The following is a 23,657-nucleotide window of genomic DNA, read 5'->3' as shown; positions in this document are numbered from 1 at the left end:
TTGCTCTAATCGTTTCTGCTATTCTTTTGTGACTGCGTCACGTTCAAGATCGACAGGTGCGAGGTCTGCAGCATCTTCGTCATTAGATAACGCTAATCCGTCTGCTTTCTTCGTTTCCTCATCGTCTTCTAAATCTCTCATTTCTATCTCTTCTTCATCGCCAGATAGGATTTTGACATCCATACCTAAACTTTGAAGTTCTTTGATTAACACTTTGAATGATTCAGGGACACCTGGTTCAGGGACGTTATCCCCTTTGACGATGGCTTCGTATGTTTTCACACGACCCACAACGTCATCCGATTTAACTGTTAAGATCTCTTGAAGTGTGTATGCTGCACCGTAAGCTTCAAGTGCCCATACTTCCATCTCTCCGAAACGCTGACCACCAAACTGTGCTTTACCGCCAAGTGGCTGCTGCGTAACAAGTGAGTATGGACCAGTTGAACGTGCGTGAAGTTTATCGTCAACCATGTGAGCCAGTTTGATCATGTACATGATTCCGACTGATACACGGTTATCGAATGGTTCACCAGTTCGACCGTCATAAAGGACTGTTTTCGCATCACGGGACATACCTGCTTCTTCAAGCGTTTCCCAAACATCTTCCTCACGCGCACCATCAAATACTGGTGACGCAATGTGGATGCCAAGGTAACGTGCAGCCATACCCATATGAAGCTCAAGTACCTGACCGATGTTCATACGAGATGGTACCCCTAGAGGGTTTAACATGATATCAATCGGTGTTCCATCTGGAAGATACGGCATATCTTCTTCTGGAAGGATTTTAGAGATAACCCCTTTGTTACCATGTCGTCCGGCCATTTTGTCACCTTCAGAAATCTTACGCTTCTGAACGATGTATACGCGGACTAACTGGTTAACACCCGGAGGTAATTCATCTCCATCTTCACGGTTAAAGACTTTGACGTCGTGGATAATTCCGCCGCCGCCGTGTGGAACACGTAGAGACGTATCACGTACTTCACGAGCCTTTTCACCGAAGATTGCATGTAATAGACGTTCTTCAGCTGTTAGTTCGGTTACACCTTTAGGCGTTACTTTCCCTACAAGAAGGTCTCCGTCTTTTACTTCTGCACCGATACGGATGATTCCACGCTCGTCAAGGTTGCGTAAAGCATCTTCCCCAACGTTTGGAATATCACGAGTGATTTCTTCCGGTCCAAGCTTTGTATCACGAGCTTCTGATTCATATTCTTCAATATGAATCGACGTGTAGACGTCATCTTTTACAAGGCGCTCACTCATGATGATCGCATCCTCGTAGTTATAACCGTCCCAAGTCATGAAGCCGACCATGACGTTACGTCCTAGAGCCAATTCACCTTTTTCCATTGAAGGACCGTCTGCAAGGATTTCTCCTTTTACGACTTCATCTCCAACACTTACGATTGGACGCTGGTTGTAGCAAGTCCCTTGGTTAGAGCGGACAAATTTCAGCAAGCTGTATTTGTCTAGGTTTCCTTTGACTTGTTGTCCGTCGACATCTTCATAGCGGCGAACCCAAATATTTTTTGCTTCAACACGTTCTACAACACCTGGGTAGCGGCAGATGACAGCAGCACCAGAGTCTTTACCTGATACATACTCCATACCTGTACCAACAATCGGTGATTCCGGCTGCATCAAAGGCACAGCCTGACGTTGCATGTTCGCTCCCATTAGAGCACGGTTAGAGTCATCGTTTTCTAAGAATGGAATACATGCTGTCGCTGCAGAAACAACCTGCTTTGGCGAAACGTCCATGTAGTCAACGCGGTTTCGAGGAACAACGGTGTTTTCCCCTCTGAAACGAGCAATGATATTATCATCGATAAACGAACCATCATCAGCTAGAAGAGCGTTCGCTTGTGCTACTACGTAGTTATCCTCTTCATCAGCAGTTAAGTAGTCGATTCTCGGTGTCACTTTACCTGTTTCAGGATCAACCCTGCGGTAAGGTGTTTCAATAAAGCCGAAACGATTCACTTTTGCAAATGAAGATAGAGAGTTGATCAAACCAATGTTTGGACCCTCTGGTGTTTCAATCGGACACATACGACCATAGTGAGAGTAGTGAACGTCACGAACTTCCATTCCTGCACGCTCACGTGTCAAACCACCAGGCCCAAGCGCTGACAGACGACGTTTGTGCGTCAATTCAGCAAGCGGGTTTGTTTGATCCATGAACTGAGAAAGCTGAGAACTACCAAAGAACTCTTTGATAGAAGCGATCACAGGACGAATATTGATTAGTTGCTGAGGTGTGATCGTGTTTGTGTCTTGGATCGACATTCTTTCACGAACAACACGCTCCATTCTGCTTAAACCAATACGGAATTGGTTCTGCAGAAGCTCACCTACAGAACGCAGGCGACGGTTACCAAGGTGATCGATATCATCTGTGTCACCTACACCATGAAGAAGGTTGAAGAAGTAACTGATCGATGCAATGATGTCAGAAGGCGTGATGTTTTTCACAGCTTCCTCTACGTATGCATTCCCGATCACGTTGATCACTTGCTCGCCTTCTTGATCAGACGGTGCATAAATCTTAATAGATTGAAGTTCTACTTCATCTTCTACTACGCCACCATTTGGATATAGCTTTCTAAATCCGATGCCGTTTTCTAAGTATGGAAGAACTTTATCAAGAACTCTTCTGTCTAAAATTTGACCTTTTTCTGCTAGAATTTCACCTGTTTCAGGGTCAACTAACGTCTCAGCCAATTTTTGATTGAACAGTCTATTTTTAATATGAAGCTTTTTATTAATCTTGTAGCGTCCAACATTTGCCAGGTCATATCTCTTCGGATCGAAGAAGCGAGAGTCTAGCAGGCTTTTCGCATTTTCAACAGTTGGCGGCTCTCCAGGACGGAGACGCTCGTAGATTTCGAGAAGTGCTTTATCCGCATTCTCTGTATTGTCTTTTTCCAGCGTGTTGCGTAAGTATTCATTCTCGCCAATGAGGTCAAGAATCTCTTGATCAGAGCTGAAGCCGAGAGCACGCAAAAGAACCGTAACCGGCAACTTACGTGTGCGATCGATGCGTACATAGACTACATCCTTCGCATCAGTTTCGTATTCTAACCATGCGCCACGGTTTGGAATGACAGTCGCAGTAAAACCTTTTTTACCGTTTTTGTCTACTTTACCACTGAAATATACACTTGGAGAACGTACTAACTGAGAAACGATTACACGTTCCGCACCGTTAATGATAAAAGTACCTGTGTCTGTCATGATTGGGAAATCACCCATGAACACATCTTGGTCTTTTACTTCTCCAGTTTCTTTGTTAATTAAACGAACTTTTACTCTTAGTGGAGCAGAGTAAGTTACATCACGTTCTTTTGATTCTGCTACAGGATACTTAGGATCCCCTAGGCTGTAATCAATGAATTCAAGAGAAAGGTTACCAGTAAAATCCTCAATTGGGGATATATCTTGAAACATCTCTCTAAGACCCTCATCAAGAAACCACTGATAAGAAGAGGTTTGAATTTCAATGAGATTTGGTAATTCTAACACTTCGCTTATGCGTGCGTAGCTTCTGCGCTGGCGGTGTCGTCCATACTGAACTAGTTGACCTGTCAACTGATTCACCCCTCAAATCATGCGTATTATATGTGTAAAAAGTATTTCAGCCTTTCAAATGTCAGTAAAGAAATACTTTTACAAGACAAAAGAAAAAAGGGTTTCTAAAATAAGAAAACCACATCCAAAAACAAATACCGATTTTATTAGTTTTCCCAAGTATGCATAATTTATACAAAATAGTTGTTTTTTAAGCCTATCAAGCAAAATATACACATTGGCATTTTATAATGTTAACACAGCTAGGAAACTGCGTCAAACTTTTTTAGCTTTGATAATATAGTAGCCCTTTTTTTTCAATACAACTTCGACTTCTCCAAAGAGCTGTTCTAATTTCTCAATCGCAGATGGTCCGCCCTGCTTTTTCTGAATAACCACCCACAACTCACCTTCCGGCAATAAATGATCAGCACTTTTTTCAAAGATCGCATGTACAACTTTCTTCCCTGCCCGTATTGGGGGATTGGTCAGTATAGAGGCAAAAGCAGCTGATGAATGAACATTCGAGAACAAATCACTTTGATAGATGCGGACATTATCAATGCGATTATGTTTAGCGTTTTCCTTTGAAAGTTCGACTGCTCTTTCGTTCACATCAATCATATGAATGGTGCGGCTCGTCATTTCGTTTGCTAACGATAAGCCAATCGGTCCATAACCGCAACCGACATCTAAGACATCGCCACCCACGTCAGGTTCTTCAAAAGCTTCAATTAAAAGCCTCGAACCAAAGTCGACTTCTTTCTTAGAAAACACTCCACTGTCACTTGTAAAAGTATAGGTACGGTTTCTCAAGGTGAAGTCCCATGTCTGTTTATTGCTTTTCACTGATGGCTTTTCCGTATAATAGTGGTCACTCATGGTGAATTGGACCTCCTCTGGATTCAATCGTTTCAGGAGAATAGAAAAGAAAAAGCCCGCCAGTAAAAGCGAGCTTTCCCAAAAGATTAGGCGAAGATTACTTAACTTCTACAGAAGCGCCAACTTCTTCAAGCTTAGCTTTAAGTTCTTCAGCTTCTTCTTTAGCAATACCTTCTTTAAGTGGTTTTGGAGTGTTGTCAACAAGTTCTTTAGCTTCTTTCAAGCCAAGACCAGTGATTTCACGAACCACTTTGATAACTTTGATTTTTTGGTCTCCAGCACCAGCAAGTACTAGATCAAAATCAGTTTTTTCTTCAGCAGCAGCACCGCCACCAGCAGCTACAGCTACAGGAGCAGCAGCAGTTACGCCAAATTCTTCTTCGATTGCTTTTACTAAGTCGTTTAACTCAAGTACAGTTGCTTCTTTAACTGAAGCAATGATTTCTTCGATATTTAAAGCCATTTGTAATTCCTCCATTTTAAGTTTTTTACGTCAAGTACGCATTAAGCGCCTTGTTCTTCTTTTTGATCTGCAACTGCTTTAGTAGCAAGAGCAAGGTTACGAACTGGAGCTTGAAGAACGCTAAGCAACATAGATAGTAAGCCTTCGCGAGACGGAAGTTCCGCAAGAGCCTTCACTTCTTCTACAGTCGCTACGTTTCCTTCGATGACACCAGCTTTGATTTCTAAAGCTTCGTGGCTTTTCGCAAATTCGTTGATGATTTTCGCAGGTGCGATAACATCTTCGTTACTGAATGCGATAGCGTTTGGACCTGTTAAGAAATCGTTTAAACCCGTTAGTTCAACTTGTTCAACTGCACGGCGAGTCAAAGTATTTTTGTAAACTTTGAATTCTACGCCAGCGTCACGAAGCTGTTTACGAAGTTCAGTCACTTCAGAAACTGAAAGACCGCGGTAATCTACAATGACAGTAGACATACTATCTTTAAATTTAGAAGTAATTTCATCAACGACAACTTTTTTTGTATCGATTGCATTGCTCATGGTTACACCTCCTGTACATTGTTTGTGTAACACTTATACCGATCAGGCCATCACGTTCCTAACGAACGGTTCTCCATATAAAAAGCCTCCATTAAGACATGGAGGCTGTATATACAAGCATACGTTAACGTAAGACTGTGACATATACACCTCGGCGGGTTAATTAAGCCATAAGGCCCCTGCTGTCTACGGTATAAATGGACATATTCTATTTTACAACATTTTGATATTATCAAAATGATTGTGATAAGTCAAGTTTTATTTTGCAGAGAAAGAAGATGGATCCACTTTCACGCCAGGGCCCATAGTAGATGTAACAGAAACGTTTTTCACGTATACACCTTTAGCCGCTGCAGGTTTTGCTTTAAGGATTGTGTCATAGATTGTTGCAAAGTTCTCAACAAGCTTTTCGTCCTCGAAAGAAACCTTTCCGATTGGCGCGTGGATGTTACCAGCTTTATCAACGCGGTATTCTACTTTACCAGCTTTGATTTCATTGATTGCTTTTTCTACTTCGAATGTAACAGTTCCTGTTTTAGGGTTTGGCATAAGACCTTTTGGTCCAAGTACACGACCGATCTTACCAACTTCACCCATCATGTCAGGTGTCGCAACGATTACATCGAATTCAAACCAGCCTTGTTGGATTTTAGTGATGTAATCAGAATCTCCAACATAGTCTGCTCCAGCAGCTTCTGCTTCTTTTGCTTTTTCGCCTTTAGCGAACACAAGAACGCGTTGAGTTTTACCAGTTCCGTTAGGAAGTACAACTGCACCGCGGATTTGTTGATCGTTTTTACGAGGGTCTACGCCCAAACGAAAAGCAACTTCTACAGTCGCATCAAATTTCGCTGTATTTGCTTTTTTTGTAAGAGAAACAGCTTCAGCTACATCATACGCTTTAGTACGTTCGATCAGCTTAGCAGCTTCTACATACTTTTTACCTTTTTTAGCCATTATAAAAATCCTCCTTATGTGGTTTTAGCGGAATAACCTCCCACGAATAAGGGTTGCGAACTTGTCAAAACCAAACTCGCAACCCAACAAGACAATAAATTAATCTTCGATGACAATACCCATACTGCGTGCAGTACCTTCAACCATGCGCATAGCTGATTCAACGCTAGCAGCGTTTAAGTCAGGCATTTTTGTTTCCGCGATTTCGCGTACTTTATCACGCTTAACAGTTGCCACTTTATTACGGTTAGGTTCACCAGAACCAGACTCAATACCAGCTGCTTTTTTAAGTAAAACTGCAGCAGGTGGAGTTTTAGTAATAAATGTAAATGAACGGTCTTCAAAAACCGAAATTTCAACAGGAATGATAAGACCAGCTTGGTCAGCTGTACGAGCATTAAACTCCTTACAGAATCCCATGATATTAACACCGGCTTGACCTAGTGCAGGTCCAACTGGTGGAGCTGGGTTAGCTTTTCCAGCAGGAATTTGCAATTTAACAACTTTAACTACTTTTTTAGCCACGAGACACACCTCCTTAAAGTCCGTGATGTGGTAATAGGGGAATCCCCCTCCCACTCAACAACTTCATTCTTTATATGAATGACGAAATAACTAGCTAGCGATCTTGAGCGAACTCAAGACGTACCTTTGCTATATTACCACTTCTATACACTCATTTCAAGCTCTTTTGAATTACAATTTATCGATCTGCGTGAACTCAAGTTCCACGGGTGTTTCTCTACCAAACATATTAACGAATACTTTGACTTTGCTTTTATCGTAATCAATCTCTTCAATAGAGCCTGTGAAGTTAGCAAATGGTCCGTCGATGACCTTGACTGTTTCTTTCAATTCAAAGTCGATTTCTGTTTTGCGTTCTTCAAGGCCCATTCTCTTCAGAATGGTTTCAGCTTCGCCTGGCAGCAGCGCTGTCGGCTTCGAGCCTGATCCAGCTGATCCAACGAATCCTGTGACACCTGGTGTATTACGAACAACATACCAAGAGTCGTCAGTCATCACGATTTCCACTAGAACATAGCCAGGGAATACTTTCTTTTTGACAACTTTTTTCTTACCATTTTTAATATCTGTTTCTTCTTCTTCTGGTACGACAACGCGGAAGATCTTATCTTGCATGCCCATTGATTCAACACGCTTTTCCAAGTTCGCTTTTACTTTGTTTTCATAGCCAGAGTACGTATGCACAACATACCAATTCTTTTCCATTTCGTTCAGGACTATTCAGTCCTTCCCTCCCCACATTTCGTAATGTCTATTTGACGAATCTCGAGTACCGGTAAATATTTTCAAGCAATTGAAAAAACCCGTAAAACGGGTTTTTTGGCAAGTCATATTATGATCTATTATAGCACGTTCAGCAGACCATTATTCAAGTATTAATGAATTAATTCGATTAATTGTGAGATTCCTATATCAAGAAAAGAGAAAAAGATTGCAAAGAATACGACTGTTAAAATAACAGTGATTGTGTAACGAATCATTTCGTTTTTCTTTGGCCAGCTGACCTTCTTCATTTCTTTTCCGACACTTTTTAAGAAACTGATAATACGCATTGTAAAAGACCTCCACAGATTAAAGAACGCAAATCTTACTTCGTTTCTAAATGTGTTTTATGTGAATTACAAGTCTTGCAATATTTCTTAACTTCTAATCTTTCAGCTGCTGAAGCATCACTTTTCATTGTCGTATAATTGCGGCTTCCGCAGTCTTTACAGGCTAGAGTAATCTTTTTCCTCATATTTACACCTATTTTCTCGACATCATTTCCTTAGTACCTTATCACAGTGTCGAAAAAGCTGTCAATATAGGTTTGATTAGAGACTAATCTCGCGAAGCTCTAAATATTTCTCTAATTTTCTCTTTACTCTTTGGAGTGCGTTATCAATTGATTTCACATGACGGTTTAAATCTTCAGAAATCTCTTGATAGGATCTGCCATCAAGGTAAAGCACAAGAACCTTTCTTTCCAGCTCGCTTAGTAGTTCACCCATCTTCATTTCGATATCATCAAATTCTTCTTTGCTAATGATTAAATCTTCTGGGTTAAGCGCTTTAGCACCGGAAATGACGTCCAACAATGTTCTGTCTGATTCTTCATCATATATTGGCTTATCTAATGATACATAGGAATTTAACGGGATATGTTTTTGGCGAGTAGCTGTTTTAATTGCGGTGATAATTTGGCGGGTAATACATAATTCTGCAAAAGCCTTAAATGAAGTAAGCTTGTCCTCTCTGAAATCGCGGATAGACTTATAAAGTCCGATCATCCCTTCTTGGACAATGTCCTCTCGATCCGCTCCAATCAAGAAATAAGATCTTGCTTTTGCACGTACAAAATTGCGGTATTTCGTTATTAAGTAATCTAGCGCATCACTATCTCCGACATGAACCCTTTCAATGACTTGTTCATCTTCCAACTGGCAAAATTGCTCTCTGATGGATTTATCCTTGCTGTTGTTTAGATTCACTTCGATCCCCCCGACCGCACCTAGATAGAAATATTATACATTAATGGTTGAAATATCGTCAAGCTATTCTAGATTCCCACGCCGCCATTTTTCAAACGTTTTCAATACATCTTCTGACAATTCAATCTTGGATGCTGGTTTATCAGAAGTAATCTTTTTGACTCTCGTTTCAATCTTTCGTTCGATCACTTCAATCTCTCTTAAAAGCTCTCGAGCCGACTTCCGAAGAGCTCCTTGTCCAAAGATTGCCCATTGTTCTGTAAAGTCTGAGGTCGCCACATGAATCTGCGTCCGAATATTATTCAAATCCTGGGCAAGCTTTTCAATCCGCTCATCAGCTGTTTCATTCTCTCTCGTAAAGATGACCTCTACCCGGTGATTGATCCGCTTTTTTTCGATTCCTTTGACCATATGGGCATCGAATACGACAATGACTCGATACCCTGTGTATGCTTGATATTCTGCTAAATTTTGAATCAGTATGTCTCTGGCTTCTTCAAAGCTGTTTTCCTTTAAGTGCTGCAGCCGCGGCCATGCACCTATCATGTTGTATCCATCGACTAAGAGGATGTCCATCTCTATTCTCCTAACGGATAACGTTTTCGATACACTTCATACATCAATAGACTAGCAGCAACTGACGCGTTTAACGAAGTGACCTTTCCAGCCATAGGCAGCTTAATCAGAAAATCACACTTTTCTTTGATCAATCGGCCAATCCCTTTCCCTTCACTGCCAATCACGAGAGCAAGCGGCATCGTGCCATCAAATTGTCTGTAATCCTGTTTGGCAGACGCATCTGTTCCCGCGACCCAGATTCCTCTTTCTTTCATCTCATCAAGAGCTCTTGAAAGATTGGTGACTTTGGCAACAGGAATATGTTCAATTGCTCCAGTGGATGCTTTGGCAACAGTTGTCGTTAAGCCGACCGCTCTCCTTTTCGGAATGACAATCCCGTGTGCACCTACAGCATCTGCTGTACGCATAATGGAACCTAAATTATGTGGGTCTTCAATTTCATCTAAGATCAGAAAGAACGGCTGTTCATTCCGCTGTTCAGCGATTTGATATAAATCGTCTAATTCTGCATATTCATATGCTGCTACTTGTGCAACGATTCCCTGGTGCTGACCTGTAACCATTTGATCAAGCTTTTTCCTCGGAACATACTGAATGGTGATATTTTGTTTTTTTGCGAGTTCAATGACCTGCTGTGCTTGTCCTTTTACAGTGTTTTCTGCCATCCAGAGCTTGTATAACTCCCGATCTGACTTCAGTGTTTCAATCACTGCATTTTTCCCAATCACATAATCATGTTGCTGACTCATTTGTCTTCCTCCCTGACGTTCCGATTTCAATCGCCTGACTAATCAGCTCTTCTAAGCGTTCGTCCTGCTTTTCAATAAATAAATAACCCATGAGCGCTTCAAACGCCGTACTATAACGATACGTTTGAACGTCTGTGTTTTTAGGCACTGTGCCTGATTTTGCATTTCTTCCTCTTTTCAACACCGCTTCTTCTGCTTCAGTGAAAAAGCCTTGCTGCTGAAGCGTAAATAAAATAGCTGCCTGAGATTTAGCTGAAACAATTTTGCTTGCTCGTTTGTGCAGCTCATTTGGTTTTGTCGCCCCCGTTTGGAGGAGGTGATGCCTCACGTAGACTTCAAAAATGGCATCACCCATATAAGCAAGCGCAAGTCCGTTCAATTGTTTACCGTCTTTCAGCTTTTCAAAATTCAACATGACCTATTCTCCTCTTTTCCAGCGAGTACCTTGAGGAGTATCCTCCAATACAATATTCATGCTCTTTAACTGGTCACGAATTTGATCAGATAGCGCAAAATCACGATTTCTTCTAGCCTCATTGCGTTTTTCAATTAACGCTTCTACTTCTTCGTCAAGCGTATGCTTTTCTTCTAATGAGAAGCCAAGGACAGAGGTGATTTCTTGGAACAAGCCGATAAATGCCTTGATCACTTCCTCCGAAGTATGATCATTTTCCATATAATAATTCGCCTGTTTCGCAAGTTCGAATAAAACAGAGATCGCATTTGCCGTATTGAAGTCATCATTCATTTCAGAAATAAACGTCGCTCGCTGCTCTTCAACCTTCGCCAGCCATTCAGCATTATCTTCTGTGATATTCGTGCTGCTTTCAAGGCGATGATGTAAATTAGCATACGACGTTTTGAGCCGGTTAAACGCACTCTTTGTACTCTCTAGTAAGTCCATTGAGTAGTTAATTGGATGACGGTAGTGAACCGACAACATAAAGAATCGAAGTACGTCAGGATCTTGTTCTTTCACAATGTCATGCACGAGCACAAAGTTGCCTAGTGATTTTGACATTTTTTCATTCTCAATATTAATATATCCGTTATGCATCCAATACTTTGCAAAAGGTTTGCCTGTCAAAGCCTCAGATTGAGCGATTTCATTTTCATGGTGAGGGAAGGTTAAATCCTGTCCGCCTGCATGAATATCGATCGTATCACCTAAATATTTTTTAACCATGGCTGAGCATTCGATATGCCAGCCTGGGCGTCCTTCGCCCCACGGGCTATCCCATGAGATTTCTTGGTCCTTTGCGGCCTTCCATAAAGCAAAGTCCAGCGCATCTCGTTTCTTCTCACCTACACGAATACGGGCACCTGTCTTTAGTTCATCAATCGACTGGTGAGAGAGCTTTCCGTAGCCTTCAAATGAGCGTGTGCTGTAATACACGTCACCATCTGCTTCATAGGCGTAGCCCTTTTCAATCAATGTCGCAATAAATGCAATGATATCATCCATATTTTCCGTCACTCGCGGGTGAAGGTCGGCTTTTTTGCAGCCTAGTGCACTGACATCTTCAAAGTAGGCTTGGATAAAACGGTCAGCAATCGTCGGAACATCTTCTCCGAGTTCATTGGCTGCTTTGATGAGTTTATCATCCACATCTGTAAAGTTTGAGACAAAGTTCACATCATAGCCACTGTATTCTAAATACTTACGTACAGTGTCATAAACAATAGCAGGTCTTGCATTCCCAATATGGATGTAGTTATAAACGGTTGGTCCGCACACATACATCTTGACCTTTCCTGGTTCAAGCGGGACGAATTCTTCTTTCTTACGTGTCAATGTATTATAAATATTGATTGTCATGATTGTTCTTCCTTTCTGCTCAATGAAGCCAGCTCACCTTTTAGCTTTTCCATTTCTCGTTCCAATTCTTTGAAACGATCGGAAATTGGATCTGGCAAATCTTGATGATTGAGATCACGATTAATTTTCTTACCATTTTGAACGACGACTCGCCCAGGTATACCGACAACGGTGGAATGGTCCGGTACGTCCTTTAACACGACCGACCCCGCTCCAATCTTGGCTCCTTTTCCGACAGTAATGGAACCGAGCACTTTTGCACCTGTCGCAATGAGCGCATCGTCTAAAATGGTCGGGTGCCGCTTTCCCTTTTCTTTCCCTGTTCCCCCTAATGTCACGCCTTGGAAAACAGTGACGTTGTCTCCAATTTCACATGTTTCCCCAATCACCACTCCCATACCGTGGTCAATGAAGAATCGCCTGCCAATGGTTGCCGCAGGGTGAATTTCCACCCCTGTGAAAAACCGGCTGACCTGAGAAATGATCCGAGCAAGAAAGTACAGCTTCCGCTTATAAAATGCATGCGCGATACGATGAGCCCAAATCGCATGAAGCCCTGAATAGGTTAGCACTACTTCAATATAGCTTCTAGCAGCAGGATCTTGATCAAACACAGTATCAATGTCTTCTTTCAGCATTTTGAAAAACACATGCTTCCCCCCGTTCTTCCCCATCAATCTCTCTTCGGACTTGCTCTCTTTTTTGGACAAATAAAAAACGCCTCTGCCATATGACAGAGACGTTTTGAAAACGCGGTTCCACTCTGTTTAGAAAGCCCTCATTTCGCAGCCTTCTCAACTTAATCCCATAACGGAGGGTACCGCCCTTGCATACTAACGTACTCGTGTTCCTCAAGGGTCTTGAGGGTGCATTTCCAACGTCTGCCCATAAGTCTCTTTCAGCCGGTGGAGACTCTTTCTGTGATGGGCGAAAACATTGTACTTCTCCCTCGCAACGATTTCCTTATATTTGTTTAATGCGGTTTAATACCGTTTCTTTTCCTAGTAGTTCAATACTTTGCGGAAGTTCTGGGCCATGCGTTTGTCCTGTGACAGCCACACGAATTGGCATGAAGAGTTTCTTGCCTTTATGCCCTGTTTCTTTTTGTACCGCTTTAATAGCAGCCTTGATTTCATCAGGTGTGAAAGATTCAAGTCGTTCAAGCTGACCAGCAAAAGATGCCATGACTTCTGGTACTTGCTCTTCTGCTAGAACTTCCTTCGCCTCTTGATTATACTCAATTTGCTCCTTAAAGAACAACTCTGTTAACTCAACAATTTCTGCTCCATAGCTCAATTGTTCATGATACAGAGCAATCAGCTTGCGCACCCAAGTGTTTTCTTCATCTGACAACTGCTCGATTACTTTGCCTGCCTTTTGAAGATGTGGAAGTGTTAACGCAACAACCTGATCAAGATCAAGTGCTTTCACGTATTGGTTATTTACCCATTTTAGTTTATGCATATCGAATAGAGCTGGTGACTTAGAAAGTCGATTTACATCGAAAATGTCGATGAATTGCTCTTTTGTAAACAGTTCTTCTTCGCCCACTGGAGACCATCCAAGTAGTGCAATGAAGTTGAACAGGGCTTCTGGTAAATAGCCTAAGTTTTTATATTGCTCGATGAATTGAATAATAGATTCATCACGCTTGCTTAATTTCTTGCGGTTCTCGTTCACAATCAGCGTCATATGTCCGAATAGCGGAACATCCCAGCCGAATGCGTTGAAGATCATGATTTGTTTAGGCGTATTCGAAATGTGATCCTCTCCGCGGAGAATGTGAGTCATTTTCATCAAATGATCATCTACTGCTACAGCGAAGTTATAAGTCGGCGTACCATCTTTCTTCACAATGACAAAGTCACCGATGCCGTCTGTCTCAAATGAAATATCGCCTTTGACCATGTCGTCAAATTTGATGATTTCTCCTTTTGGCACTCGGAAGCGGATGCTTGGCTCTCTTCCTTCAGCAATTAGCTTGTCCTCTTCTTCTTTTGATAAATGACTGCATTTACCAGAATATCGAGGCATTTCACTGCGGGCAATTTGTGCTTCACGCTCTTCCTCTAGCTCTTCAGCCGTACAATAGCACTTATACGCCAAGTCCTTCTCTAGCAGCTCATCATAATACTTTTTATAAATATCATTACGCTCTGATTGTCTGTAAGGACCGTAGCCGCCATCTTTATCAATACTCTCATCCCAATCAATACCGAGCCATTGCAGGTGGCGCAGCTGGCTTTCTTCTCCGCCCTCTACATTACGCTTTTGGTCCGTATCTTCGATTCGAATAATAAATTTGCCGCCTTGACTGCGTGCGAACAAATAGTTGAAAAGAGCCGTTCTAGCATTCCCAATATGTAAATGACCAGTTGGACTCGGTGCATAACGAACACGCACTTCATTTCCCATGAGTTTAACTTCCTTTCATCTGCATCATGTTGTCTGACACCAATTTTTTATAAACGTATTTTATCATCAAATCACATTCTCATCAAAATGAGTTTTACTTTTTCTGAAGAAGCACCGTTGCTTGAGAGGCAATTCCTTCGCCTCTTCCTGTAAATCCGAGTTTCTCCGTCGTTGTTGCTTTCACATTCACCTGTGTGACCTCTGCCTCAAGCGCTTCTGCAATCTTCTCACACATTGGTTGAATGTAAGGTGCCATTTTGGGCTTTTGCGCCATAATGGTGCAATCAATATTCACAAGTGTGTAGCCTTTTTCCTTTACTAGTGCCCACACATGCTGCAGTAATTTAAAAGAATCCGCATCCTTAAACTCAGGATCTGTGTCTGGGAAATGTCTGCCGATATCTCCTTCAGCAATCGCACCTAGGCAGGCATCTGCCACTGTGTGAAGCAGTACATCAGCGTCTGAATGCCCAAACAGCCCCTTTTCATAAGGGATGGTAACCCCGCCGATAATCAAAGGTCTTCCCTCAGTTAATTGATGTACATCAAAGCCTTGTCCTATTCTCAACATGATCTAGTACCCTCTTTCCGCATCCATAATTGCCTTGGCAACCAATAAATCATCCGGTGTCGTCAGCTTAATATTGGTGTAATCTCCTTGGACAATATACACGTCTTCACCATGTAATTGTTCCACAAGACTGGCGTCGTCTGTTCCAAGGAAACCGGTCCGCTCTGCATATTCATGCGCCTCTTTTAAAATAGAATGACGAAAAGCTTGTGGGGTCTGGACTGCCCACAAGCTCTGACGTTCAATGGTTTGTTCCACTTTGCCTTCTTGAACGCGTTTGATTGTGTCTTTCACTGGTACCGCTACAACTGCGGAGCCTTTTTCAATCGCTGCTTTAACGAGCAAGTCAATCTGTGTATGCTTAATAAAAGGCCTTGCCCCATCATGAACAAGCACGATGTCTGCATCTTTCACAGCCTTTAATCCTTCGTATACACTTTGCTGACGTTCTTCGCCGCCGGTAACAAGTGAAACAGGCGTTTGAAAAGCGTGTACCTTGAGTAGCCTTTCAAAGTCTTGACGCTCCTCTTCATTGATCGCTAGGATCATGCGTTTGCATTGAGCATGAGCGTCAAACACCTTTAGTGTATGAATAATGACCGGCATTCTTTTCAGCTCAATAAAAAGCTTATTGCGGCCGGCCTTCATTCGTTTCCCCTGCCCCGCAGCCGGAATAACTACTTCATAATACATGTTCGTTCTCCCTTTAGAGCGCCTTCTCCAGAAGTTTTGGCTTCGCAAAAATCATTCTTCCAGCAGCAGTCTGCAGCACACTTGTGACGAGCACATCGATGTCTTTTCCAATGTAATTGCGTCCTTCTTCGACCACAATCATCGTACCGTCATCTAAGTAAGCAACACCTTGGTTATGCTCTTTCCCATCTTTAATGACCTGTACCTTCATTTCTTCCCCAGGCAGCACAACCGGTTTCACCGCATTGGCTAGGTCATTGATGTTTAACACTGCTACTTTTTGAAGTTCGCATACTTTATTTAAATTAAAATCATTTGTCACAACAACACCTGAAGTTAATTTAGCGAGCTTCACAAGCTTGCTATCAACCTCTTGAATGTCTTCAAAGTCACCTTCGTAAATTTCAACTTTGATATCTAATTCTTTTTGAATACGATTTAAAATATCAAGACCTCTTCGGCCTCTATTTCTCTTTAATACATCAGAAGAGTCTGCAATATGCTGTAATTCCTCGAGCACAAATTGAGGAATGACCATGATGCCTTCTAAGAATCCAGTTTGACAAATATCTGCGATTCTTCCATCAATGATAACACTTGTGTCTAAAATTTTCAGCTTTTTATCTTCTATTTCAGGTTCATCATCAGCTGCTCCTTTTTTCTTGGTGACCTTTGCAGATCGGGAGAACAGCCCCATCATTTCATCCTTCTTCTTAAAGCCTACCTGAAATCCAAGGTATCCTAAAAAGAAAGCCAGGAAAATCGGAATAATGGTACCAAAAATATGATATGGGATATTGTTTAGCGGGATCACGTTTACAATAAGATATGCTAGAATAAGTCCAAATACTAATCCGAAACTTCCAGAAATAAGATCAGGAAGAGGCGCCTTTAAGAGAGAATCCTCGATCCATTTCACCCAATTCACCACATAACCTGTGCACCATTTGCCGATGATAAAGAACACAGCGGCTCCTATTAGTGCTGAAGAGTAAGCATTTGTTATGAAAGGTATGTCCTTTACATTTAACAGCAGAAATAACTCTGGAATGATAAAAATCCCTACAACTGCACCAAAAATGATAAAAAACGCCTGAACGATTCTTTTTAACATACCTTCACCTCCTTTATTTTTCATCTGTCAATCCACCCTCACCTGACATTGATATATGTTTAAGTTTCCTATCATAATCAATAGAAAACAAAAGCATCATTAATATACCCATATTCATCCATTTTTAACCGTGTTTAAAGAAAATTTCTCTTCTTACAGCTGTCGGTCGATATAATGTTTTTCTTGCAGCCTTTTTAATCCTTTTTTTATCTTTTTCGCTCTTACTTCTCCAATTCCTTCTACTTCATCCAAATCTTGTACATCTGCTTCCATAATTCGATCTAACACACCGAACGCTTCAACCACGTTTTCGACGATTGGCATAGGCAGTCTAGGGATTTTGTGAAGCAGTCTGTAACCTCTTGTGTACACATATTCGTCAATATTTGTAGAAGCTGGATAGCCAAGTAACTTGTACAGAATGGAATCATCTAAAAGCTCAAAGCTAGACATATCTTGGAGCTGTTTAAGCAGAACATATGGATCTTTAATCTTTTCTTTCACGTAATCTTTAATAAATAAAGCCGCTTCCTGCTCCATATCTGTAATCAGTTCATTGACTTGCAGACGAATCAAATGTCCTTCTGTTCCAAGCTCTTTGATATACATATTGATTTCATTTTTAATTCTAAGCACCATTTCGTAACGATGCAGGACGGATAATACATCACCAAAGGTCACAAGCTCTTCAAATTCCAGGGCGCTTAACGCAGAAATGGCATGATCTAAAATGGTTTTATATTTCTCAAGTGTTTGTATGGCTTGATTGGCCTTCGTTAAAATAAAGCCAATATCTTTCAGCGTATAACGACGATTCCCTTGGTATAAGGTAATGACGTTCCTCCGTTCAGAAATCGCAATGATTAAACAGCCTGTCTGCTTCGCTACACGTTCAGCAGTTCGGTGCCTCATGCCCGTTTCCGATGAATGAATGGTTGCATCTGGCATGAGCTGTGTATTCGCATACAAGATCTTTTGACCAGAATCGCTTAAAATAATGGCTCCATCCATCTTCGCCAATTCATATAAGTGTGCTGGGGAGAAGGCAGAATTAATATGAAATCCTCCGTCGACAACACTTTTTACCTTGTCGTTATAACCAACAACAATAAGCCCGCCAGTATTGGCCCTCAGGACGTTTTCGATCCCAGCCCGAAGAGGTGTCCCTGGTGCCACAAACTGTACGATATCTAAGAGATCGAGTTCTCTCGCTCCTTTTTTCTCTTTTTCCATTTCTATGATCCCCCTAGTGAAATTCGAAGTGCCTCCGCTACATTTTCTACACCGACTAACTCAATCCCTCTCGGCTTTTTCCATCCATCTATATTCGCCTGAGGAATAAACATTCGCTTAAATCCTAGTTTCGCCGCTTCCTGCACACGCTGTTCAATTCTTGATACTCTTCTGACTTCTCCCGTCAGACCGACCTCTCCTATAAAGCAATCCGCTTGATGCGGCGCTGCGTCTTTAAAGCTGGAGGCAATACTGACCGCAATGGCCAAGTCAATTGCTGGTTCGTCAAGCTTCACACCGCCTGCGACCTTTAAATACGCATCCTGGTTTTGCAGCAGCAGTCCAACACGTTTTTCTAAAACCGCCATGAGCAGTGACACTCGATTATGATCAAGACCAGTGGCCATTCTACGCGGATTTCCGAAGCTTGTTGGTGAAATTAGCGCTTGTATCTCGACAAGAACAGGTCTTGTTCCTTCCATTGAGGCAACAACACACGAACCAGATACACCTGCCGAACGTTCTTCTAAGAAAATTTCGGATGGGTTTAATACTTCCGTGAGCCCTTCCTCTCTCATTTCAAAAATCCCTAGTTCATTCGTTGAACCAAATCGGTTTTTCACTGCACGTAAGATACGAAACGTATGATGACGCTCACCTTCAAAATAAAGAACCGTGTCCACCATATGCTCTAAAAGACGTGGACCTGCGATCGAGCCTTCTTTGGTCACGTGACCAACAATAAAAATTGGAATCCCATTTGTCTTGGCAATCTTCATCAGCTGCGCTGTACATTCTCTCACTTGAGATACAGACCCAGGAGCTGACGTAATATCGCTTTGATAAACAGTTTGAATCGAATCCACCACGACAAAAGCGGGTTTCATCTCTTGTATAGCAGACGTTATATACTCCATATCGGTTTCAGCCAAAACATGTAAAGAGGTGCTTTTTATGCCGAGGCGGTCCGCTCTTAACTTCGTTTGTTTAATGGACTCCTCACCGGATATGTATAATACATTCTGATTTTTGTCTGAGAGCTGTGCTGATACTTGTAATAATAATGTGGACTTCCCAATTCCAGGATCTCCGCCAATGAGAACAAGAGAGCCTTTGACAATTCCACTTCCTAATACTCGGTTAAATTCTTCTAAATTCGTTTTGATTCGGGGTTCATCTGATGTTTCAATTGCAGAAATAGGTGAAGGTTTTTGAATGGTTTGGACAGAATGATTAAAAGCGCTTCGACGGTTTACCGGCTCTTTACGAACGACCTCTTCTGTCATACTGTTCCACGTGCCGCAGCCTGGACATTTCCCCATCCATTTGGCTGATTCATAACCGCACGATTGGCATATAAATTTTGATTTTGTCTTAGCCATAGATTGAAGAATACAACTCCTTATACTGGTCAGAAAATAAGTAAAGGGAGGCATACACCTTACTGGTATGCCTCACACTTTTTTCTTACTATATTAGTTCGTAGCAGCCGTCGTTTTTACGACAATTTCTCCATCTTCCACATCTAATACGATTTGTTGACCTTTTTCAATATTACCCTTTAGAAGCTCCTCAGAAAGTCGATCCTCCACATGCTTTTGAATCGCTCTTCTTAACGGACGCGCACCGTACTCAAGGTCTACACCTTCGTCGGCAATCTTCGCTTTTGCTGCTTCTGTCAATTCAATTGAAAGGTCTTGTTCTTTTAATCGTTTCGTCAATTGATCAGACATGAGAGACACGATCTCTTTTAAATGTTTCTTTTCAAGTGAATGGAAGACAATGATTTCATCAATACGGTTGATGAATTCTGGTCTAAACGCACGTTTCAACTCGCCCATCACTTTGCCTTTCATATCTTTGTAATTTTGACCTTCATCCTGCACGTTAAAGCCAACATATTTATTTCGCTTCAGTTCACTAGCTCCAACGTTGGATGTCATGATCAAAATCGTATTTCTAAAGTCAACGGTACGCCCTTTAGAATCCGTCAGACGACCATCTTCTAATACTTGCAGTAAGATGTTGAATACATCTGGATGCGCCTTTTCAATCTCGTCTAAAAGCACAACAGAATAAGGTTTTCTTCTCACTTTTTCAGTCAGTTGTCCGCCTTCTTCATAGCCAACATAGCCTGGAGGTGACCCAACAAGTCTAGATGTAGAATGTTTCTCCATGTATTCAGACATATCGATACGGATCATCGCTTCTTCATCACCAAAAATAGACTCCGCAAGTGCTCTTGCAAGCTCCGTTTTACCAACCCCTGTTGGGCCTAAGAAGATAAAGGAGCCGATTGGACGTTTTGGATCTTTTAGACCAGCACGCGCACGTCTCACAGCTTTTGCTACAGCGACAACCGCTTCATCCTGCCCGATTACACGAGAATGGAGTAATTGTTCCATATTCAGAAGCTTATCTGTTTCTGTTTGGGCAATTTTTGAAACAGGCACTCCCGTCCAGCTAGAGACAACCATTGCGATATCATCCACTGATACCTCTGAATTCTCCTGACCTTGCTTTTCTTTCCAAGATTTCTTTGTGACTTCTACTTTTTCACGTAAACGCTGCTCTGTATCGCGAAGAGAAGCTGCTTTTTCAAATTCCTGACTTTGAACAGCCGCATCCTTTTCCTTGCGTACTTCATCCAACTTTTGCTCTAGTTCTTTTAGGTTAGGCGGTGTTGTGAAAGAACGTAAGCGGACTTTCGAACCTGCCTCATCAATTAAATCAATCGCCTTATCTGGAAGGAAACGATCAGAAATATAACGGTCAGACAGCTTCACCGCCGCCTCAATCGCTTCATCTGTGATGGACACACGGTGATGTGCCTCATAACGATCTCTAAGACCTCTTAAGATTTGAATACTTTCATCAACGGATGGCTGATCTACTTGAATTGGCTGGAAACGTCGTTCAAGCGCAGCATCCTTTTCAATATATTTACGGTACTCATCTAACGTTGTTGCCCCGATACATTGAAGCTCTCCACGTGCTAAGGATGGTTTGAGAATATTAGATGCGTCAATCGCACCTTCTGCTCCGCCAGCACCAATCAGTGTATGAAGCTCATCAATGAAGAGAATGATATTTCCTGCCTGACGAATTTCGTCCATGACTTTTTTCAAACGATCCTCAAATTCACCACGATATTTCGTTCCTGCTACAACGGTTCCCATATCAAGCGTCATCACTCGTTTATCCCGCAGAATTTCAGGCACTTCATTATGAATAATTTGCTGTGCAAGACCTTCAGCGATGGCTGTTTTACCAACACCGGGCTCACCAATCAGCACAGGGTTGTTTTTTGTTCTTCTGCTTAGGACCTCAATGACACGCTGAATTTCTTTGCTTCGTCCAATGACAGGGTCCAAGCTGTCTTCTTTCGCAATCGCTGTTAAATCTCTTGCCAAGCTATCTAATGTTGGTGTATTTGCATTGCTGTTAGAGCCAGCGGCAGATGCACCTGTTTCATTGCTGCCAAGCAGCTGCAGGACTTGCTGACGTGCTTTATTTAAGCTCACTCCGAGGTTATTTAAAACGCGGGCAGCTACACCCTCTCCCTCGCGAATAAGACCTAATAGAATATGTTCTGTCCCTACATAGGAATGACCTAGCTTTCTTGCTTCATCCATTGAAAGCTCAGTGACCTTCTTCGCTCTAGGCGTATAATGAGGAATAGCTTGAGACACCTCTTGCCCTCTTCCAATCAAGCTTTCGACTTCTTTTTGGATTTTATCTGAAACAAGGCCCAGTGCTTCTAACGCTTTTGCGGCAATACCCTCACCCTCGCGTACAAGACCAAGTAAAATGTGTTCAGTACCAATGTTCTTATGGCCTAGGCGAATGGCTTCTTCTTGTGCAAGTGCTAATACCTTTTGAGCTCTTTCAGTGAATCTTCCAAACATCATATCGTTTCATCCTCCTGTCCATTCCTATGCATTTCTAAACGCAGCCTTTCTCTAATAATCGCTGCTCGTTTTATATCTCGTTCATTTGGCTCCAAAGCTCCTCCAGAATATTGTTGAAGAAAGCCAGGCTGTGTCAAAATCATGAGTTCATTCAGTATATTACTTGAAAGCCCCTTAATGATACCTAAATCAATTCCAAGGCGCACATCTGACAAACACTTAGCTGTTTCCTTTGATTCAATCATCCGACAATTGGACAAAATCCCCAAGGAACGGTACACTCTGTCCTCAAGTTCAATTTTAGATGTTTGATATAACGCTTTTCGTGCAGATCGCTCTTGTTCAATGAGCTGAGCGGTCACACTATTTAAATCATCTACAATATCCTCTTCTGATTGACCAAGTGTCATTTGATTTGAAATTTGAAAGATGTTCCCTATTGCTTCGCTGCCTTCACCATAAATTCCTCTGACTACAAGACCTAATTGATTAATCGCCGGAATAATCCGATTCATTTGTCTTGTGAGGGCTAAAGCTGGTAAATGCATCATGACCGAAGCCCTAATACCTGTACCTACATTCGTTGGACAGCTTGTTAAGTATCCTCGCTTTTCAGAAAACGCATAATCCACTTGCTCTTCAATCCAGTCATCTATCTGGTTAGCCGCTTTTAATGCATTGGCTAGTTGGAAGCCTGGGAATAAGCATTGGATTCGAATATGGTCTTCTTCATTCAGCATCACACTGATTTCCTCATTTTCAGAAAGCAAACAACCGCCAAATCTTGATTCTGCTAAGTTTGGGCTGATCAAATGCTTTTCAACAAGTACTCTCTTTGCTAAAGGCTGCGTTTCATTCATTCGAATTAGAACAAAGTTTCCAATGTCCTTCACTTCCTGGCTAGCAAACTTTTGCTCGAATTGCTGGAGAACAGCTTCAGCCTCTTCCTGAGAAAACTGAGTTGGGAAACGAACATGCTCTAGGTTTCGTGCTAGCCTGATTCGACTGCTTAGAACAATGTCACTTTCTGGTCCTTTTTGTTTCATCCATTGACTTAAAGCGTCTTGAATAAAATGCTGGAGCGACATGTTGTTAATCTCCCTCCCTCTGCTGAGATTGCTCATGCTCTAATGCACGAATTTGATCTCGAACTTCCGCTGCTTTTTCGAACTCTTCTTGTTCAATTAACTGCTTCAGCTCTTGCTGCATCAATTCAAGTTTCCGGCGTACATGAAGACTGCCGGCAATCCGTTTAGGCACTTTTCCATTATGGACTGTATTTCCACTATGGACTTTCCGTAAAACAGGGTTCAAATACTGATCAAATGAACGATAGCATTCTGCACAGCCAAAACGGCCTGTTTTTCTGAATTGTTGAAAGGTTAAGCCACACTTAGGACATTGATCCACTTCTCTCGCTTCTTGAAAAATAGATGATCCCTTATTCGCACTTGTGGTAAAGCTAGGATCAATATTCAATAAACCCGATAATAAGTTGTGAATCGAGAAACCTTGGTTTCCACTCATAGCATATGAATCACTGTTTTCTTTTGCACATTGTTCACATATGTGCATTTCTTGTTTTTCTCCATTTATAACTTTCGTAAAGTGAAAAGTGGCTGGTCTCTCATTGCATTCTTGACAAATCAATCTTT

The 23,657-nt window shown here is 41.9% G+C and carries 24 protein-coding genes and 2 other annotated features; all 24 genes read right to left on the bottom strand.

Going from position 1 to position 23,657, the window contains the following annotated elements; genetic code table 11:
- Positions 1 to 18 precede the first annotated feature (18 nt).
- Positions 19 to 3,600, bottom strand: coding sequence for a DNA-directed RNA polymerase subunit beta (rpoB, locus tag MHH68_RS00690; protein ID WP_041815109.1), 3,582 nt, complete (start codon positions 3,598 to 3,600; stop codon positions 19 to 21).
- A 255-nt stretch (positions 3,601 to 3,855) separates the two neighbouring features.
- Positions 3,856 to 4,461: a class I SAM-dependent methyltransferase gene (locus MHH68_RS00685; protein WP_061406515.1), complete on the bottom strand. Its 606-nt coding sequence runs from the start codon at positions 4,459 to 4,461 to the stop codon at positions 3,856 to 3,858.
- Positions 4,462 to 4,558: 97 nt separating this feature from the next.
- Positions 4,559 to 4,924, bottom strand: a complete 366-nt coding sequence (rplL, locus tag MHH68_RS00680; RefSeq protein WP_008345418.1) for a 50S ribosomal protein L7/L12 — start codon at positions 4,922 to 4,924, stop codon at positions 4,559 to 4,561.
- 41 nt (positions 4,925 to 4,965) lie between these two features.
- Complete coding sequence (gene rplJ, locus MHH68_RS00675) at positions 4,966 to 5,466, bottom strand: 50S ribosomal protein L10 (protein ID WP_003217048.1); 501 nt, start codon at positions 5,464 to 5,466, stop codon at positions 4,966 to 4,968.
- A 69-nt stretch (positions 5,467 to 5,535) separates the two neighbouring features.
- Positions 5,536 to 5,676, bottom strand: a sequence feature (ribosomal protein L10 leader region).
- 48 nt (positions 5,677 to 5,724) lie between these two features.
- Positions 5,725 to 6,423, bottom strand: a complete 699-nt coding sequence (gene rplA / locus MHH68_RS00670) for a 50S ribosomal protein L1 (RefSeq protein WP_007496292.1) — start codon at positions 6,421 to 6,423, stop codon at positions 5,725 to 5,727.
- A gap of 99 nt (positions 6,424 to 6,522) precedes the next feature.
- Positions 6,523 to 6,948 carry a 50S ribosomal protein L11 gene (gene rplK, locus MHH68_RS00665; RefSeq protein WP_003216956.1) on the bottom strand — a complete coding sequence of 142 codons (426 nt, stop codon included), beginning with the start codon at positions 6,946 to 6,948 and terminating at the stop codon, positions 6,523 to 6,525.
- Between the two features lie 171 nt (positions 6,949 to 7,119).
- Positions 7,120 to 7,653 carry a transcription termination/antitermination protein NusG gene (nusG, locus tag MHH68_RS00660; protein ID WP_003217197.1) on the bottom strand — a complete coding sequence of 178 codons (534 nt, stop codon included), beginning with the start codon at positions 7,651 to 7,653 and terminating at the stop codon, positions 7,120 to 7,122.
- Between the two features lie 170 nt (positions 7,654 to 7,823).
- On the bottom strand, positions 7,824 to 8,000 hold the full coding sequence (gene secE / locus MHH68_RS00655; protein ID WP_003216942.1) for a preprotein translocase subunit SecE: 177 nt from the start codon (positions 7,998 to 8,000) through the stop codon (positions 7,824 to 7,826).
- A 35-nt stretch (positions 8,001 to 8,035) separates the two neighbouring features.
- Positions 8,036 to 8,185, bottom strand: coding sequence for a 50S ribosomal protein L33 (gene rpmG, locus MHH68_RS00650; RefSeq protein WP_012008694.1), 150 nt, complete (start codon positions 8,183 to 8,185; stop codon positions 8,036 to 8,038).
- A gap of 76 nt (positions 8,186 to 8,261) precedes the next feature.
- Positions 8,262 to 8,918: an RNA polymerase sporulation sigma factor SigH gene (sigH, locus tag MHH68_RS00645; RefSeq protein ID WP_003217132.1), complete on the bottom strand. Its 657-nt coding sequence runs from the start codon at positions 8,916 to 8,918 to the stop codon at positions 8,262 to 8,264.
- A gap of 63 nt (positions 8,919 to 8,981) precedes the next feature.
- Entirely contained in the window at positions 8,982 to 9,494 is a 513-nt protein-coding gene (rae1, locus tag MHH68_RS00640; protein WP_003216949.1) for a ribosome-dependent mRNA decay endonuclease Rae1/YacP, read from the bottom strand.
- Positions 9,495 to 9,496: 2 nt separating this feature from the next.
- Complete coding sequence (gene rlmB / locus MHH68_RS00635) at positions 9,497 to 10,246, bottom strand: 23S rRNA (guanosine(2251)-2'-O)-methyltransferase RlmB (protein WP_003217141.1); 750 nt, start codon at positions 10,244 to 10,246, stop codon at positions 9,497 to 9,499.
- On the bottom strand, positions 10,230 to 10,661 hold the full coding sequence (locus MHH68_RS00630) for a Mini-ribonuclease 3 (protein ID WP_003217007.1): 432 nt from the start codon (positions 10,659 to 10,661) through the stop codon (positions 10,230 to 10,232). Before MHH68_RS00630 ends, rlmB begins: the two co-directional genes overlap by 17 nt.
- A 3-nt stretch (positions 10,662 to 10,664) precedes the next feature.
- The gene (gene cysS / locus MHH68_RS00625) at positions 10,665 to 12,065 is read right to left on the bottom strand and encodes a cysteine--tRNA ligase (protein WP_003217177.1); all 1,401 of its coding nucleotides are present in this window, start codon (positions 12,063 to 12,065) and stop codon (positions 10,665 to 10,667) included.
- Positions 12,062 to 12,715, bottom strand: a complete 654-nt coding sequence (gene cysE / locus MHH68_RS00620) for a serine O-acetyltransferase (protein ID WP_012008691.1) — start codon at positions 12,713 to 12,715, stop codon at positions 12,062 to 12,064. Before cysE ends, cysS begins: the two co-directional genes overlap by 4 nt.
- Before the next feature lie 82 nt (positions 12,716 to 12,797).
- Positions 12,798 to 13,029, bottom strand: a binding site (T-box leader).
- Positions 13,029 to 14,480 (bottom strand): glutamate--tRNA ligase, encoded by a 1,452-nt coding sequence (gene gltX, locus MHH68_RS00615; RefSeq protein ID WP_061406513.1) that lies wholly within the window; start codon positions 14,478 to 14,480, stop codon positions 13,029 to 13,031. It overlaps the preceding feature by 1 nt.
- A 94-nt stretch (positions 14,481 to 14,574) precedes the next feature.
- The gene (ispF, locus tag MHH68_RS00610; RefSeq protein WP_061406509.1) at positions 14,575 to 15,051 is read right to left on the bottom strand and encodes a 2-C-methyl-D-erythritol 2,4-cyclodiphosphate synthase; all 477 of its coding nucleotides are present in this window, start codon (positions 15,049 to 15,051) and stop codon (positions 14,575 to 14,577) included.
- Positions 15,052 to 15,054: 3 nt separating this feature from the next.
- Positions 15,055 to 15,744, bottom strand: coding sequence for a 2-C-methyl-D-erythritol 4-phosphate cytidylyltransferase (ispD, locus tag MHH68_RS00605; RefSeq protein WP_061406507.1), 690 nt, complete (start codon positions 15,742 to 15,744; stop codon positions 15,055 to 15,057).
- A 13-nt stretch (positions 15,745 to 15,757) separates the two neighbouring features.
- Positions 15,758 to 16,858: a PIN/TRAM domain-containing protein gene (locus MHH68_RS00600; RefSeq protein WP_058015822.1), complete on the bottom strand. Its 1,101-nt coding sequence runs from the start codon at positions 16,856 to 16,858 to the stop codon at positions 15,758 to 15,760.
- A 153-nt stretch (positions 16,859 to 17,011) separates the two neighbouring features.
- Positions 17,012 to 18,091, bottom strand: a complete 1,080-nt coding sequence (gene disA / locus MHH68_RS00595; RefSeq protein ID WP_012008686.1) for a DNA integrity scanning diadenylate cyclase DisA — start codon at positions 18,089 to 18,091, stop codon at positions 17,012 to 17,014.
- Positions 18,092 to 18,093: 2 nt separating this feature from the next.
- The gene (gene radA, locus MHH68_RS00590; protein WP_058015795.1) at positions 18,094 to 19,473 is read right to left on the bottom strand and encodes a DNA repair protein RadA; all 1,380 of its coding nucleotides are present in this window, start codon (positions 19,471 to 19,473) and stop codon (positions 18,094 to 18,096) included.
- A 93-nt stretch (positions 19,474 to 19,566) separates the two neighbouring features.
- Entirely contained in the window at positions 19,567 to 22,002 is a 2,436-nt protein-coding gene (gene clpC, locus MHH68_RS00585; RefSeq protein WP_003216969.1) for an ATP-dependent protease ATP-binding subunit ClpC, read from the bottom strand.
- Entirely contained in the window at positions 21,999 to 23,090 is a 1,092-nt protein-coding gene (locus tag MHH68_RS00580) for a protein arginine kinase (RefSeq protein WP_003217181.1), read from the bottom strand. Before MHH68_RS00580 ends, clpC begins: the two co-directional genes overlap by 4 nt.
- 4 nt (positions 23,091 to 23,094) lie before the next feature.
- Entirely contained in the window at positions 23,095 to 23,652 is a 558-nt protein-coding gene (locus MHH68_RS00575; protein WP_034665655.1) for a UvrB/UvrC motif-containing protein, read from the bottom strand.
- Positions 23,653 to 23,657 lie beyond the last annotated feature (5 nt).

Origin of the sequence: Bacillus sp. FSL K6-2841 (assembly GCF_037976435.1) — a bacterium.
Lineage (GTDB): Bacteria > Bacillota > Bacilli > Bacillales > Bacillaceae > Bacillus > Bacillus pumilus.
The sequence above is the reverse complement of the archived record's forward strand: the minus strand, read 5'-3'. Positions and strand labels throughout refer to the sequence as shown.

Coding starts and splice junctions, on each gene's coding strand:
- MHH68_RS00685 (WP_061406515.1), bottom strand. CDS start 4,461: ATGAGTGACCACTATTATACGGAAAAGCCATCAGTGAAAAGCAATAAA.
- rplL (WP_008345418.1), bottom strand. CDS start 4,924: ATGGCTTTAAATATCGAAGAAATCATTGCTTCAGTTAAAGAAGCAACT.
- rplJ (WP_003217048.1), bottom strand. CDS start 5,466: ATGAGCAATGCAATCGATACAAAAAAAGTTGTCGTTGATGAAATTACT.
- rplA (WP_007496292.1), bottom strand. CDS start 6,423: ATGGCTAAAAAAGGTAAAAAGTATGTAGAAGCTGCTAAGCTGATCGAA.
- nusG (WP_003217197.1), bottom strand. CDS start 7,653: ATGGAAAAGAATTGGTATGTTGTGCATACGTACTCTGGCTATGAAAAC.
- secE (WP_003216942.1), bottom strand. CDS start 8,000: ATGCGTATTATCAGTTTCTTAAAAAGTGTCGGAAAAGAAATGAAGAAG.
- rpmG (WP_012008694.1), bottom strand. CDS start 8,185: ATGAGGAAAAAGATTACTCTAGCCTGTAAAGACTGCGGAAGCCGCAAT.
- rae1 (WP_003216949.1), bottom strand. CDS start 9,494: ATGGACATCCTCTTAGTCGATGGATACAACATGATAGGTGCATGGCCG.
- rlmB (WP_003217141.1), bottom strand. CDS start 10,246: ATGAGTCAGCAACATGATTATGTGATTGGGAAAAATGCAGTGATTGAA.
- MHH68_RS00630 (WP_003217007.1), bottom strand. CDS start 10,661: ATGTTGAATTTTGAAAAGCTGAAAGACGGTAAACAATTGAACGGACTT.
- cysS (WP_003217177.1), bottom strand. CDS start 12,065: ATGACAATCAATATTTATAATACATTGACACGTAAGAAAGAAGAATTC.
- gltX (WP_061406513.1), bottom strand. CDS start 14,480: ATGGGAAATGAAGTGCGTGTTCGTTATGCACCGAGTCCAACTGGTCAT.
- ispF (WP_061406509.1), bottom strand. CDS start 15,051: ATGTTGAGAATAGGACAAGGCTTTGATGTACATCAATTAACTGAGGGA.
- ispD (WP_061406507.1), bottom strand. CDS start 15,744: ATGTATTATGAAGTAGTTATTCCGGCTGCGGGGCAGGGGAAACGAATG.
- MHH68_RS00600 (WP_058015822.1), bottom strand. CDS start 16,858: ATGTTAAAAAGAATCGTTCAGGCGTTTTTTATCATTTTTGGTGCAGTT.
- disA (WP_012008686.1), bottom strand. CDS start 18,091: ATGGAAAAAGAGAAAAAAGGAGCGAGAGAACTCGATCTCTTAGATATC.
- radA (WP_058015795.1), bottom strand. CDS start 19,473: ATGGCTAAGACAAAATCAAAATTTATATGCCAATCGTGCGGTTATGAA.
- clpC (WP_003216969.1), bottom strand. CDS start 22,002: ATGATGTTTGGAAGATTCACTGAAAGAGCTCAAAAGGTATTAGCACTT.
- MHH68_RS00580 (WP_003217181.1), bottom strand. CDS start 23,090: ATGTCGCTCCAGCATTTTATTCAAGACGCTTTAAGTCAATGGATGAAA.